Below are 12,822 nucleotides of genomic sequence, written 5' to 3'. Positions count from 1 at the left end.
TTCAGGCCGCAATTGCACCTGAACGAAATATCAGCTAGTTGCAGGTGTTTCAATATGCAAGGAGAAGTATATGTCTGAATTTAACAAAGAGAAATTAGACGATTATTTAGGAATTATTAGGAAGTACATGCAGGTTAGAGGGCCGATGACACAAAAAGATCTCGCTGAATCAACTGGTCTTGGTGTTTCTACTGTTTCTCGCTTTCTTTCGATGAAGACAACTGAGATTAATCCTCAGGTAGTCGCTAAAATTACGGCCGAATTGGATATTCCTCTTCATGAAATGATCGATTTTGTCGAAGAGCACTTTACGGATCACTTTATAAGATTAGTTAAATTCTATAAAGGTGATGAAAAGAAAGAGCAGCCTACACAACAACAAGCGCAACCTCAACAGAAACCAGCCGGTGGTGGATTTGAAGAGGCCCTCGTTGACACAATTAAAAGTGGAACAACTGGCAATGCTCAAATCAATGCTAATCCAACAATGAAGATTGGTGGTAAAACGAGAACGATGCCATTTGTTACAGATACGAGTAATGAAGAATTGTTAAAAGAGCGTATGGCCCAATTAACACCAAGGCAAAAAGCTTACGTTGCTGATTTTTTAAGTCTTGATATCGACGCTAGAGATTTAATTGTCGATCTTGGAAATGACTTATTTAGATATTTTAGACAAAGGGGAATGATTGCTTAATGCATTTTAAAAAGACACTCCTTGCATTCATATTTTCATCTGCGGTAGTAGCACTTCCGCAAACGGTGGAATTTGTCTTTTTATCAGCGGCTCCTAAACAAACACTTTTAGAACAAATTCTATTCAAAAATATCTCACGTAAAATTGCCCAAAATGACGATCACTGTATAGAGATGGGTGACGGATGCTTTGATCCGCAAACAGGTTACATGGTTGGTAAGTCAGGCAAAGACTATGTTGATCAAGAGTATGGCACACCTGATAAAGATGTTGCTGTCGAGAATACGATAGATTCCGATATGATTAGATGTACAGGTGCATATTTCGATATTTTCTGTGGAAAGGCCAAGAAAGTTGAAAAGAAGAAAGTACCTAAGTATGAGGTTTGGATCGATACAAGTGCGTCACTTCGTAATTCAGATTGGTCTAAATCTGGAGACACTTGTTACCGCAGAAGTTTTGTAAGCCGTTTAACTTATGGCTGTCCTGTCACAATCAAGGCTTTTGACTCATCAATTAGAGAAATTAAAAATGACCTCTATCTTTGCCAAACGAAAGGTGGCAATAACACACAAAAAATTATTCGTTGGGTAAAGAACTCAGATGCAAAGTATCTTTTTGTTCTGACTGATATTGATGAAGCCAAAGGAGAGTTAATGGACTTCCTTAGTAATATTGGTGCGACGATCCATGGTGTCGGAAGTAAGGGTTTTTATCCAGAAGATCTATTGAAATTGGCCGATACTTTAAAAGCATCTTGTCAAAAATAGTAGAAATCGCTACAAATAATCATGTTTAAAAAACTTCTTAAATGGTCGAAAGATACTTATACAGAGCTTCCTTGGCGAAGAAATAGAACTGTGTACAAGACACTTGTCTCTGAAATAATGTTGCAACAAACAACTGTAGGTACAGTTCAAAATCACTTTGATAGATTCCTTTCAATTTATCCAGATATTGAAACACTTGCTTCTTCAACTGAGGAAGAAATTTGCGTTGCTTGGAAAGGTCTTGGCTACTATCGACGTGCTCGAAACCTTAGAAAGGCCGCAATTGATATCGTTGAAAACTTCAATGGTAAAATTCCAACAAAGTACGAAGACCTGATCTCTATTACTGGAATTGGAGAGTACACGGCCAATGCTATTTTAAGTATTGGACAAAATAAGAGCGCACTTTCAATTGATGCAAATATTGAAAGAGTTGTTAGCCGTATCTATGGATTAAAAGGTGCCAAAGGGCCAAAGCTTCAAAAGTTAATTAAGAAAAAATTTGAAGATGGAGAATTTCCTGAAATTGCAAAGTGCAAGGGACGTGAAATCAACGAGGCCCTAATGGATCTTGGTCGAATCTATTGTCAGGCAAGAAGTGCAAATTGTGTTGGTTGTCCTGTTCATAAAGATTGTGTTGCTGGTAATTCAAAAGATGCACTTGAATATCCTGAGATTCCTGTGAAGAAGATTGCTAAAACTTATGAGCTTGATTTACTAAGAATAATTGTCAAAGAAAATGACTCTATTCTTGGATATCGTAAGGCCGATGATGAGTGGCTTTCTGGTCAAATTGAATGTCCGACTTTTATTCTAAATAGTGAAGATAAGAAACTTAAGCAATATCCAGAGCTTGATTCAAAGTTATCCTATAAGAAGTTAAAGAAGTATAAAACGGCCATTACAAAGTATAAGATTACTAATTATATTCTTGAAATTTCTCATGCCGAATTTAAGAAGAGTTATTCCGGATCATTTAGAAAGTATAAGCTAAATGAGAAGTTAAATATTTCGACGGCAACAACGAAGGCCCTTGCTAAGCTGTAATGAAAGTAAATTGTTTCACGGCCATTAAAGAAATTCTTCTTGCGGATGGAATAAAGATTCCATATGAACGAGTTTATGAGTTCTTTGATTCTGTTGAAGACAAGTCTTTTGTAAAACATCGCCTAAGTGAACTAGCTGTTGGTGACTTGATTCTTTGGCGAAAGAATACCATTCCATTTAGTGGTGATACTGGTCACATTGCAATTATTAGAGAAATTCTAACTGATGGTTGGATCAGAGTTTATGATTATTCAAAACAGCCTCATTCAAATGAAGTGTGTACTCGACCTGGACTTGGAGAAGGGGAGTTGAAGTTAATTTTAGATGGAGATGAAATTCTTGGATTTATTTGGTCAAAAGAAATTAAGAAGACCAAGATGACAAAAGTCCTGGGGATTTCTCCCCAAGACCTTAAAAAATTATTCTAATTCTTTAATGAAGAAAGTGTAAATATCGGCAAATTCTTTGAAAGATTCAAACCTACCTGAAGCACCGGCATGTCCCGCATCCATATTTGTCCAAAGAAGCTTAACTCGCGAATCTGTTGCGTTATCACGTAGTTTATAAGTCCACTTCATTGGTTCCCAATAAGTAACGCGAGGGTCATTTAGGCCAGCAATTGCAAGTACTGCTGGGTAGTCTCTATTTTGTACATTTGAATACGGACAATATGACTTGATATAATCAAAGTATTCCTTATCATTTGGATTTCCCCACTCTTCATACTCAAGCTGAGTTAGGGGAAGACTATCATCAAGCATTGTGTTTAGAACGTCGACAAATGGAACATCTGCGCAAGCTGCACCAATGAGGTTTTCTGTGTCGAGGTTAATTGTTGCACCAACAAGCATTCCGCCAGCACTTCCCCCCATAATTCCGATTTTACCTTTTGCAGTATATCCCTCGTTAATCAGATACTTTACACAAGAGTAAAAATCTTTAAATGTGTTTTGCTTCTTTAGAAATTTTCCATTCTCATACCATGCACGTCCCATTGTAGAACTCCCACGAATATGCCCAATAGCGTAAACGAAGCCACGATCAAGGAGTGAGATATTATTGCGGTTAAACCATGGATGAATTGAAATTGAATATGATCCATATCCGTAAAGAAGACACTTGTTAGGATCACCAATCTTAGTTGTCTTTGCTCTAATGATTGTCATTGGAACGAGGACTCCATCGTGAGAAGGGATAAATTTTCTCTCGACAACATAATTTTCATGATCAAAGCCAGGAACTTCAACTTGATGAATATGCGTTGATTCACCTGTTTCTACATTGTAGTCAAAAGTGGTACTCGGAGTCGTTGGTGAGCTGTAGTTGTAACGATATACATTTGTATCAAAATTTGCGTTATTACCACCGCCTGCATGATAAGCATCTTCTGGAAAAGTAATTTCTCTTCTTTCATCTCCATTGATAACAAGAAAGTGATTTAGTCCTTTTTCGCGAAAGCTTACAACTTTGAAATCTTTAAATACATTAATATTTGTAAGATATCTCTCAGGACTTCCTTCAACTTCAACGGAAGCAGTCGCGTAATCAGGGTTTGTAATTGGAGTTCTTAGAACTGAGAAGTTTTCGCTAAACTTATTTGTTAGAACTAAGAAATCGTTCCCATCTGCTTCAACTGTATATTCAATCTTGTCTTCTTTAGGGAAGATTTCAATAGGGTTTAGATCACTCGCATCAGCTTTCAAATATGAGATTGAATTATTTGAAGATCCACCCGCATTGATTAGTAAGAACCTGTGATCCATTGTTTCTTCAACAGTAAGGAAGTATTCACCAGACTCTTCAGTATAAATAACTTTATCAAATGAATTATTTATATCAGTAACGTGAACTTTAAATGGACGCATATTTTCATCCATTTCAATATAGGCGTAGTGCTTTGAATCGTTAAACCACACAGGGCCGCTATTAATTTTCTTAGGACCTTCTTTAATGATTTCATTTGTTGATAAGTCTTTAATATATAGATCGTATAGCTCATCACCATTGTCATCAATCGTGTAGATTAAGTAGCGATGGCATGGAGAAATTTCAAATGCACCAACATCAAGGAAGTCACGTCCCTTAGCTAATTCATTTTCATCGAGACAGACTTGTCTTTCATCTGTGCCAATGTGGCGACGAAAGTGAATTGGGTAATCTTTCCCTTCTTCATATCTTTCAAAATACTCATACTCATCATGTGGGTATGGGCATGTTTCATATGTTTGAAGTTCACGAGATTTTAATTCTTCAAAAATTGTATTCTTAAGTTCTTCAGAGTCACTAAGATAGTTTTTGAAGAGTTCATTTTCTTCATTGAGAAATTTCATAACGTCACTATCTTCTTCGCGATTTCTCATCCAGAAGTAGTCGTCAGTTAAAACCTGATCGTGAATTTTTGTTTCGTGTGGGATTTTTTTGGGTTGAGGATAATTCATTCTGCCTCCGTGTTTGAAATGTAAGGAAGGGAGTGAATTGCGTTAGCAATACACTCCCATAAAGAGTTAAGGTATAAGCCGGGTCCTGTATTGGACTATCATTCGTCTAGGCCAGTAGTTACCCACTGGCTCGAGCGCTTAACCCGTCAACAAGGGCTGGCTACCCCATGAGTCGACCTATTCAAGCTTGCACCGCCTAGAGTTTACCTGTTTTCACTACAGCAGGTGAGACGAATCTCTCACTGATTGGCCGGCCGAAGCTACCCCAATCGAGTTCAAACCCCTGTACTTCCTTTCTGTTGCACTTGTCCTAGTCTCACGACCGACGGGCGTTACCCGCTAAGCTGCCATATGGTGCCCGGACTTTCCTCCCGTCTATTACACCGAAGCATAATAAACCAGCGATAGTCTCCTTAACTCTTTGCGAATTTATGCCCTATGTCACATCAAATGTCAAAGTCTTGTTACACCTCTGGTCATGGACTAAGGGAGTATGGTAAAACTTTTTTTAATTATATTCGTATAAGTTATATAGCCAATCGCCTTGGAGAATGGATGAAATATATTTTATTGGCTCTTGTGTCATTTTCAGCAAGTGCAAATCTAAAAAATTATGTACGTGAATATTTAAAAGATTCAACAGAAGTAAAAGAAGCTAGCTATAACTTTGAACTCTCAAAACTTACTCTAGAACTTGAGTCTGGTGATAAGAGGCCATGGACTTTAGGTGTTCTTGCTCAACATGATGATGTTGGACTGATATCAAACCCGAATAATCCAAATCTTGTTAACACATACAAAGCATTCAACTCTGGAGTTGAACTATCGAAAGAAAATGTTTGGGGGGGAAAGTTTTCTATTACTGGATCTTATATTGATTTTAGTGGTGGGACTGAATATGAAGGTTATAACCAAGAAGTTTCATATACTCAGGATCTAGGAAAGAACTTCTTTGGACGTAATGACGATGCTGATATCAAAATTGCCGAAAAAAATGTTTATTCTTCTAAGTATGCATTCGATGCCGAAGTTTCTCAAAATGTTCTTGGCTTAATTGAAACATATTATGACTATAAGAAAACAAAGACTTTAATTCAGCTTAAAGATGAAGCGATGAAACGTGCTGAAAAGAGACTTAAGTTTGTTCAAAAGCAAGTTAGAGATGGACTTAAGGAAAGAGTAGATCTTTATTCTGCACAAGCTTCTGTGAACTCTGTTGGAGAGGAACATGCAGAGCTTGAGTCACAACTTGAAACTTACAAGAAGTCATTAGAAAGTAAACTAGAGAGGGCCCATTCATTTAGAGATATAGATTTATATAAAATCGAAAAAATCAAAATGGAGCCAATTACTGATGGAGAGATTGATTCTAACCTGACAATTCAAGCATTGAATAAGAAGCTAGAGGCTTTGGAAAGTGCAATTGAAAAGTACGATAACTCAGTATTTCCAACAATCGAGCTTAGTGGTGCATATAAGACAAATAGTTATACTGTAGCAGGTAGTGGGAATGTATTTAGTGATGGTACATTTGGTTCTGATAATGACGCTACCGAAGTTGGTCTACAGATTGTGATCCCACTTGGTATGACTGTTGAAAAGAATAATTTAAAAGAAGCGAAAATTAATAAGCTAAATACAGAGTATCAACATAGACTAGCTAAAATTCGAACAAAGAATCAGCTAGAAGCTCTTAAAAATACGATTCGTCTTATTGATAAGACAATTGATTTAGTTCTAAAGAGACACAAGTTAGCGACTCTATCAGTTAAGGAGTATAATAAGCTCTATTCAAGAGGGCGTGCTGACTTTGATAATGTCATCTCAGCTGAAGAAAGACTTATTAGTACAGAGAATAAATTTGTTGAGTATATCAGCCGTCGCCAAAAGTTATATTTTAGCTTACTTGATATCTATGGAAAGCTTGGTAATTACTTTCAATAAAAAATTATAATGTTCGCAGGGTGCTAGGGAGAATCAATCTTCCACACCCTCGGCATAGAATTAAATCTTTTCCACTATTAAACTCACTACATTCAGCTGCAGAATAAGTTAAGCGACAACTTCCACAGCTATTTCCCTGAAGAAATGTCGCAGCACTGTGATGATTTTTAACTTTTGCTTTTAGGTATAGGTCTTTTGCACGAATACCTACCTCGTCTAGGAGGCCATCGATTTGTTTATTGAGATCATTTACTTTAGAGTCATTACTTAATTTTATTTGTGTAACTTCTTCGTTAATTTCTGAAATGGTCTCGTTAACACCTTTAATAAACTCTTGTGTATTAGAAATTTCAGTTTCAATTTCCTCAATTTTCTCAAGTAGCTCTAAAATAGTATCTTGCTTTTGATTTGAATCTACTTCTAGGGAAGATATAGTTTTTTGGATGGCCTCTTCTTGTTGAGAGCTAGTAACAGAACTTAAATTCTGTTTTGCCTGATCTAGCTTCTTGTCTGTATCAAAGAGTTCTTTCTCAAGAGAACTTAAACTTGCTTTTGTTTCAGTAAGTTGCACACTAAGTTGATCATTTAACTCTGTTTTGTTGTCTAGTTGTTTATTTAAAAAATCAATTCTTTTCAACTCTTCGTCTGTCGCGGACTCTAGGCCCTCAATGACTTTTTCTAAATCCATGACATCTTTTAGATATTTTAAGTTTTCCATTTGTAATTAATAACATATTTACCTAGCAGTCGCGATTGGAATATTTGTTTATTTGAGGCGATAATAGGGAAACAGGAGTTGTAATGCGCGGAAGTATATTCGGAAAAATGTTTTCTATGACCACGTTTGGTGAGTCACATGGCCCGGCCCTTGGAGTCGTTTTAGATGGTGTTCCAAGTGGACTTGATTTTAATTTAGAAGATCTACAAAAAATGTTAGATAAGAGGGCACCAGGACGCTCAAAGGGTGTGACTGCAAGAAAAGAGCCTGATCAAGCGGAAGTTCTTTCTGGAGTGTTTGAGGGAAAAACTTTAGGGACTCCAATCGCCGTTATTATTCGCAATACAAATCAAAGAAGTAAAGATTACGAAAAATTAAAGGATAACTACCGCCCAGGTCATGCTGATCGCACTTACGATTTAAAGTATGGTATTCGCGATCACCGCGGTGGAGGACGTAGTAGTGGACGCGAAACTGTTGCCCGTGTTGTTGCAGGGTATTTTGCGAGCCTAGTTTTACCTCAAGTTAAGGTTAATACTTTTATTTCAAAATTAGGCCCTTTTGAATGTGAAAATATAATTAAGAGTTTTCCACAGAATCTTGGAACATATAACTTTGGTGATCCATCAAAAGATGCTGAAATTGAAAAGTACTTAATAGATTTAAAGGCGAAAGGAGACTCAATTGGTGGTCGAATTTCAGTAAATATTGAAAATTGTCCAGTAGGTCTAGGTGAGCCAGCTTTTGATAAATTAAAAGCTGATCTTGCAAAAGCTGTTCTTTCAATTGGAGCTTGTGTCGCATTCTCTTTTGGTGCAGGTTCTAAGATGGCAGATATGAGTGGACAAGAAGTAAGCTCTAATAGTGCTAACTTTGGTGGAATCGAGGGCGGAATCAGTAATGGTGAAATGATCAATCTTGATTTAACTTTCAAGCCAACATCGACTGTTGGAGCAAATGCTAAAGAGGGACGTCATGATCCTTGTATTCTACCAAGAGCTGTTGTTGTCGTAGAGTCAATGGTTAGGGTAGTATTGGCCGATCATTTTTTAAGACAGAAGGCGTACGAGGTATAATTTGTCAGAAATAAAGTTATTTGATGAAATTAATGATGTTAATAAAATCCTAAATGAGATTGACTCTGATCGAATTCTCGTTGTGCTCGATTCTAATATTAATAGTCTTTATCTTGATCTCATCGATGTTCGAGAGGGGATTGAAATCTATATTGCACCTGCTGGTGAAGATTGCAAGAATATCTCTGAAGTAGAAAGGGCATGTGAGTTCTTTATTGAAAAGGGTGTACATCGTGGAGCTCATCTAGTTGCTATTGGCGGTGGCGCATGTTCTGATTTTGCGGGCCTAGTTGCTTCATTATTGCTTCGTGGAATTAAGTGGAGTGTTATTCCAACGACACTTCTATCAATGATTGATGCAAGTATCGGTGGAAAAGTTGCAGTTAATTCAAAATACGGAAAAAACCTAATTGGTGCTTTCCATCTTCCAGAGAAAGTTTATATCTGTGCAAAATTTTTGGAAACACTTGCGGAAGACGACTTTATTTCGGGTCTGGGAGAATTGGCAAAATACTACTTTCTTGATGAGCAAGTTTTTAATTTGATTAATAATGAAGCAAGCTTTGATGAAATCACACTTCGTTGTGCAAAGTATAAGCAAGAAATTGTTGAGCAAGATTTCAAAGAAGGTGGAATAAGAAAAGTATTAAACTTAGGTCACACTCTAGGTCATGCAATTGAAAAGGTTTATGAACTTCCGCATGGTGTAGCCGTTTATTGGGGCCTTAAGTTAATTTTTAATATTTTTCACAGAGATGAAGAAAGCCAATTCTTAAATCAATTCTCAAGTATTTTTGGGCTGGATGCCTTGATGTGTCCTTGGGAGGATTCACTTCCAGTTGATGAAATGATGGAATTCATCGCAAAAGATAAAAAGATAATAAGTCGTAATACAATTGAAGTGATTCTACCAAATGGTATTGGCTCTCCGTCAATTCAAACGGTATCTTTAGATGATATTAGACAACACCTATTGGCCTATGCAAATGGTGCAGGCTCATCTAAGAGTTATATAAAGAAAATAAAAGTACCTTCATCAAAATCTTTTGCCAATAGAGCTCTTGTGCTTGCAGCAATATATCCACAAGACATTCAACTCATTAACATGCCTGAATCAACAGACGTTGTTAATATGCTAAGCTGCCTAGAAAGTATTGGCCTTACAATTGAAAAAGCAGAAGATGGAATTATTATTCGTGGATCATTTCCAGAGTGTGAGATCGAGACGGAAGATGTGGTCGAACTTTACTCCGGTGATGGTGGAACGACAAATCGTTTTATTATTCCACTTCTTGCACTTGGAAAAAATAAGTATAGCCTTATTCCAAGTGAAAAAATGTTTGAAAGACCCATGGATGAATTAGTAAGTGTCTTAGATGATCTTGATGCAGTTGTAACACGTGATGAAAAAACATGGTTTCAAATCCAAGGTCCAATAAGTATTTCTAGAGGAGTCTATGAAGTTGACTGTAGTCGATCAACGCAGTTTGCTACAGGTCTTGCTATGGCCTTATCTCCACGTGATATTGATGTTGAGCCAGTTAACTTAACAACGAGTCGCCCATATTGGGACATGACTCTAAATTTAATTGAACGATTTAAAAATGGTGAGCAAGTCTTTGAAGTTCCTGTGGACTTTAGTTCTCTTGGTTATCCATTAGCTTATGGGTGTTTAACAGGCCCTGTGCTCGTTGAAAATTGTAAAGGTATCGACCGTTTTCAAGCAGATAGTAAGTTTATTGGTTTACTTGAGGAGCTTGGAGGTCAATTTGACTTCACATCAAATGGTTTACTCTTTAATGGAATGGATAATCTAAATGGATTTGAGATCGATTGTCGTGATTGTCCGGATCTTATACCGACATTATGTTTCCTTGCTTCATATGCTAATGGAGCAACAATTATTAGAAGTGTTGAAGTCTTAATTCATAAAGAATCAGATCGCTTAAGTGCTGTAATGGACTTAATGGAACTTTACGATATCGAACATCACTATAATGAAGCAGAAGATTTTCTAGAGATTATAGGTACCAAGCCAGATGGACGAATTGTTGATATTGTACCACCTCGTGATCATCGTATGGTTATGGTTTCTTACCTCTACCAATTGGTTAACGGCGGTGGAAATCTTGAAAATAAGGATTGTGTCGAGAAGTCGTTTCCTGATTTCTTTGAGGTAATCGCCTAGTGAAAAAGATTGAAGTCATAATTGTTTCGGCCTTTATTTCGATTTCAATCATTTGCGAAATATTTGGTTATCGTGGAAATATTTATCCATTTTTTAGTTGGAATCTCTTTAGTGTGTCGAGGACTAATTAAATGATTAGTAGTTTCTCTCAGATATTCTACTTAATGACATTTTCAATTATCAGCATGTTTTTATATGAGAGTTTTCCATCTCAAAAACAAACAAATTGGATATCTTCATTTCTTCCAGTAAGTTTTCTTTTTCCAATTTTATGCTTATGGACTATCTCTACATTTGGGGCCATAAGTGATTGTTGTCGAAAATATTTTCGTATTCTCTATTCAATATTACTCTTTTTAATAATAGGAATGACAAATGGTGCTGATATCGACCACGATTTATTCTTATGGCTTTATATTTCGATAATTCTGATTTTTGAAAATAATAATAAAGATCCAAGTTATGATGTTCTAAATTTATCTAAACTTCTAACTGTTCTAGTATATTTTATGTCTGGGTTTTGGAAGGTTTTTTATTCTCTCACAAGTTTCTTTTCCGAAGGACAAGGCTATCTTCATTTAAATGGCTTACATAAAATTATATATAATTATAATTCTAGTATTGGTTATAGCTGGCCAGTTTTAGATCAAGTACCAACGTTTATATTCTTTATTTTTGGATTACTTATCGTTTTCTTAGAACTGAGTGGTCTAATCTTATACTTTAAGAAAAAGTCGGCTTTATACATTTGGGCGCTGTTAATAATTACCTTTCATTTACTGACTGTTGCAGTTATGAAGATTGAGTTTGTATCAAATATAATTCTTCTAGGCTTAATTTTTTGCTTTCCTAAGAAAAAAGAATCCAGCCAATCTTCTCGTTAATATACTGAAGTGTAAAAAAACGTGACTTATCAAGATCTACATTCTTATCAATAACAAATTGGCCCGTATTATTGGCAATCATATGTTTATTACTACTTACTGTTGGCGTTTGTGATAATTTACTTTTAACGACCTTAAAGTGAATACAAGATTTTACGCTCGTTGGATTCTCAGGAAGTTTATAATTCATTCCCGATTTTAAAGTTACACATGTTCCAAAATCATTGGAAATTAGGATGTTACCTGAGTCAATTACTTTGGAACGCGAAAATGCGTGTACAATTGATTTGTAGGTAAATAGCGAGAAAATTGTAGATAAAATAAAATTTCTTCGTTTCATGATACTATTATATAATAGATTTATAAAAATATAGAAAATTATTTATTAGAGGATACGGTTATGACTTTAAGAAATGGTACGTTAACAAATTTTAATACGGCGACATTTTCGACAGCTAGTGTAACAGGACCTGACCTTTACTATTCAGGTGGAAGTTTTGTTGCTTATAATCACCTAGTTGCAAGATTGGATATTCGTGCTGCTCGTAACTTAAGTGTAGGTTCAAATATTAATGCAGGTGGAAATATCACAAATGGTGGCTCTATTACAGCAACAGGTGATGTAAGAGGTGCCAGAGTATGGAATGCTGTTTGGAATGATGTTGCAGATTATCAGCTTCTTAATGATGAATTAATCCCTGGAAAGTGTTATTACGATACTATTGAAGGTGCACGTATATGCTCTGAAAGATGCCAATTAAGTGTTATTGGTATTGCGTCAGATACTTTTGGTTTTGGTGTTGGAAAAGGTAATGCAGGTCTTGAAGTCCCTATAGCCATTGGAGGTTGGGTTCTTGCTTATGTTGACGATGAGTACCCGTGTGGAACACCATTAACAAATGATGAAAATGGAAACTTAACGGAAATGTCTCTTGAAGAGAAACGTGATTATCCTGAAAGATTAGTTGCTATTTATAAGAAAAAAGAACACAAAGATACATTCGGTGATGGTAATATTGAGATTCAAGTTGATGGCCGTCATTGGGTAAAAGTTAAGTAA

12 protein-coding genes and 1 other RNA gene are annotated in these 12,822 nt (G+C 36.1%); 9 read left to right on the top strand and 4 right to left on the bottom strand.

Going from position 1 to position 12,822, the window contains the following annotated elements; translation table 11 throughout:
• The first annotated feature begins 70 nt into the window (after positions 1-70).
• The 4 genes from ACMAYX_RS12695 to ACMAYX_RS12680 are packed head-to-tail and all read left to right on the top strand — an operon-like array spanning position 71 to position 2,942.
• Positions 71-697, top strand: a complete 627-nt coding sequence (locus ACMAYX_RS12695; RefSeq protein ID WP_103218748.1) for a helix-turn-helix domain-containing protein — start codon at positions 71-73, stop codon at positions 695-697.
• Positions 697-1,467 (top strand): hypothetical protein, encoded by a 771-nt coding sequence (locus ACMAYX_RS12690; protein WP_412472028.1) that lies wholly within the window; start codon positions 697-699, stop codon positions 1,465-1,467. The genes ACMAYX_RS12695 and ACMAYX_RS12690 overlap by 1 nt, the downstream gene beginning before the upstream one ends.
• Positions 1,468-1,488: 21 nt before the next feature.
• On the top strand, positions 1,489-2,514 hold the full coding sequence (locus ACMAYX_RS12685; RefSeq protein ID WP_412470975.1) for a hypothetical protein: 1,026 nt from the start codon (positions 1,489-1,491) through the stop codon (positions 2,512-2,514).
• On the top strand, positions 2,514-2,942 hold the full coding sequence (locus ACMAYX_RS12680; RefSeq protein WP_412472027.1) for a hypothetical protein: 429 nt from the start codon (positions 2,514-2,516) through the stop codon (positions 2,940-2,942). Before ACMAYX_RS12685 ends, ACMAYX_RS12680 begins: the two co-directional genes overlap by 1 nt.
• Here ACMAYX_RS12680 and ACMAYX_RS12675 read toward each other — a convergent pair.
• On the bottom strand, positions 2,934-4,952 hold the full coding sequence (locus ACMAYX_RS12675) for a S9 family peptidase (protein WP_412470973.1): 2,019 nt from the start codon (positions 4,950-4,952) through the stop codon (positions 2,934-2,936). The two genes, ACMAYX_RS12680 and ACMAYX_RS12675, sit on opposite strands and share 9 nt — an antisense overlap.
• Before the next feature lie 58 nt (positions 4,953-5,010).
• An RNA gene (rnpB, locus tag ACMAYX_RS12670) (RNase P RNA component class A) lies at positions 5,011-5,373 on the bottom strand.
• Between the two features lie 134 nt (positions 5,374-5,507).
• On the opposite strand from rnpB, the gene ACMAYX_RS12665 reads away from it, so the two are divergent.
• Complete coding sequence (locus ACMAYX_RS12665; protein ID WP_158246923.1) at positions 5,508-6,896, top strand: TolC family protein; 1,389 nt, start codon at positions 5,508-5,510, stop codon at positions 6,894-6,896.
• Positions 6,897-6,900: 4 nt separating this feature from the next.
• Here the strand turns inward: ACMAYX_RS12665 and ACMAYX_RS12660 are convergent, their stop codons facing one another.
• The gene (locus ACMAYX_RS12660; protein WP_412472026.1) at positions 6,901-7,614 is read right to left on the bottom strand and encodes a zinc ribbon domain-containing protein; all 714 of its coding nucleotides are present in this window, start codon (positions 7,612-7,614) and stop codon (positions 6,901-6,903) included.
• Between the two features lie 83 nt (positions 7,615-7,697).
• Between ACMAYX_RS12660 and aroC the strand changes: the two genes are divergently transcribed.
• The 3 genes from aroC to ACMAYX_RS12645 all read left to right on the top strand — a co-directional run bounded on the left by aroC (position 7,698) and on the right by ACMAYX_RS12645 (position 11,762).
• On the top strand, positions 7,698-8,690 hold the full coding sequence (gene aroC / locus ACMAYX_RS12655) for a chorismate synthase (protein ID WP_103218755.1): 993 nt from the start codon (positions 7,698-7,700) through the stop codon (positions 8,688-8,690).
• Between the two features lies 1 nt (position 8,691).
• On the top strand, positions 8,692-10,878 hold the full coding sequence (locus ACMAYX_RS12650) for a hypothetical protein (protein ID WP_412472025.1): 2,187 nt from the start codon (positions 8,692-8,694) through the stop codon (positions 10,876-10,878).
• A gap of 164 nt (positions 10,879-11,042) precedes the next feature.
• Complete coding sequence (locus tag ACMAYX_RS12645) at positions 11,043-11,762, top strand: hypothetical protein (RefSeq protein ID WP_412472024.1); 720 nt, start codon at positions 11,043-11,045, stop codon at positions 11,760-11,762.
• Here ACMAYX_RS12645 and ACMAYX_RS12640 read toward each other — a convergent pair.
• Positions 11,728-12,102, bottom strand: coding sequence for a hypothetical protein (locus ACMAYX_RS12640; RefSeq protein WP_146037897.1), 375 nt, complete (start codon positions 12,100-12,102; stop codon positions 11,728-11,730). The two genes, ACMAYX_RS12645 and ACMAYX_RS12640, sit on opposite strands and share 35 nt — an antisense overlap.
• 60 nt (positions 12,103-12,162) lie before the next feature.
• Between ACMAYX_RS12640 and ACMAYX_RS12635 the strand changes: the two genes are divergently transcribed.
• Entirely contained in the window at positions 12,163-12,822 is a 660-nt protein-coding gene (locus ACMAYX_RS12635) for a hypothetical protein (protein ID WP_103218759.1), read from the top strand.

This window comes from Halobacteriovorax sp. RT-2-3 (genome assembly GCF_047085075.1).
Taxonomy (GTDB): domain Bacteria; phylum Bdellovibrionota; class Bacteriovoracia; order Bacteriovoracales; family Bacteriovoracaceae; genus Halobacteriovorax_A.
The sequence above is the reverse complement of the archived record's forward strand: the minus strand, read 5'-3'. Positions and strand labels throughout refer to the sequence as shown.

Excerpts from the sequence above, each read along its gene's own strand:
- ACMAYX_RS12695 (WP_103218748.1), top strand. The coding sequence starts at position 71 with ATGTCTGAATTTAACAAAGAGAAATTAGACGATTATTTAGGAATTATT.
- ACMAYX_RS12690 (WP_412472028.1), top strand. The coding sequence starts at position 697 with ATGCATTTTAAAAAGACACTCCTTGCATTCATATTTTCATCTGCGGTA.
- ACMAYX_RS12685 (WP_412470975.1), top strand. The coding sequence starts at position 1,489 with ATGTTTAAAAAACTTCTTAAATGGTCGAAAGATACTTATACAGAGCTT.
- ACMAYX_RS12680 (WP_412472027.1), top strand. The coding sequence starts at position 2,514 with ATGAAAGTAAATTGTTTCACGGCCATTAAAGAAATTCTTCTTGCGGAT.
- ACMAYX_RS12675 (WP_412470973.1), bottom strand. The coding sequence starts at position 4,952 with ATGAATTATCCTCAACCCAAAAAAATCCCACACGAAACAAAAATTCAC.
- ACMAYX_RS12665 (WP_158246923.1), top strand. The coding sequence starts at position 5,508 with ATGAAATATATTTTATTGGCTCTTGTGTCATTTTCAGCAAGTGCAAAT.
- ACMAYX_RS12660 (WP_412472026.1), bottom strand. The coding sequence starts at position 7,614 with ATGGAAAACTTAAAATATCTAAAAGATGTCATGGATTTAGAAAAAGTC.
- aroC (WP_103218755.1), top strand. The coding sequence starts at position 7,698 with ATGCGCGGAAGTATATTCGGAAAAATGTTTTCTATGACCACGTTTGGT.
- ACMAYX_RS12645 (WP_412472024.1), top strand. The coding sequence starts at position 11,043 with ATGACATTTTCAATTATCAGCATGTTTTTATATGAGAGTTTTCCATCT.
- ACMAYX_RS12640 (WP_146037897.1), bottom strand. The coding sequence starts at position 12,102 with ATGAAACGAAGAAATTTTATTTTATCTACAATTTTCTCGCTATTTACC.
- ACMAYX_RS12635 (WP_103218759.1), top strand. The coding sequence starts at position 12,163 with ATGACTTTAAGAAATGGTACGTTAACAAATTTTAATACGGCGACATTT.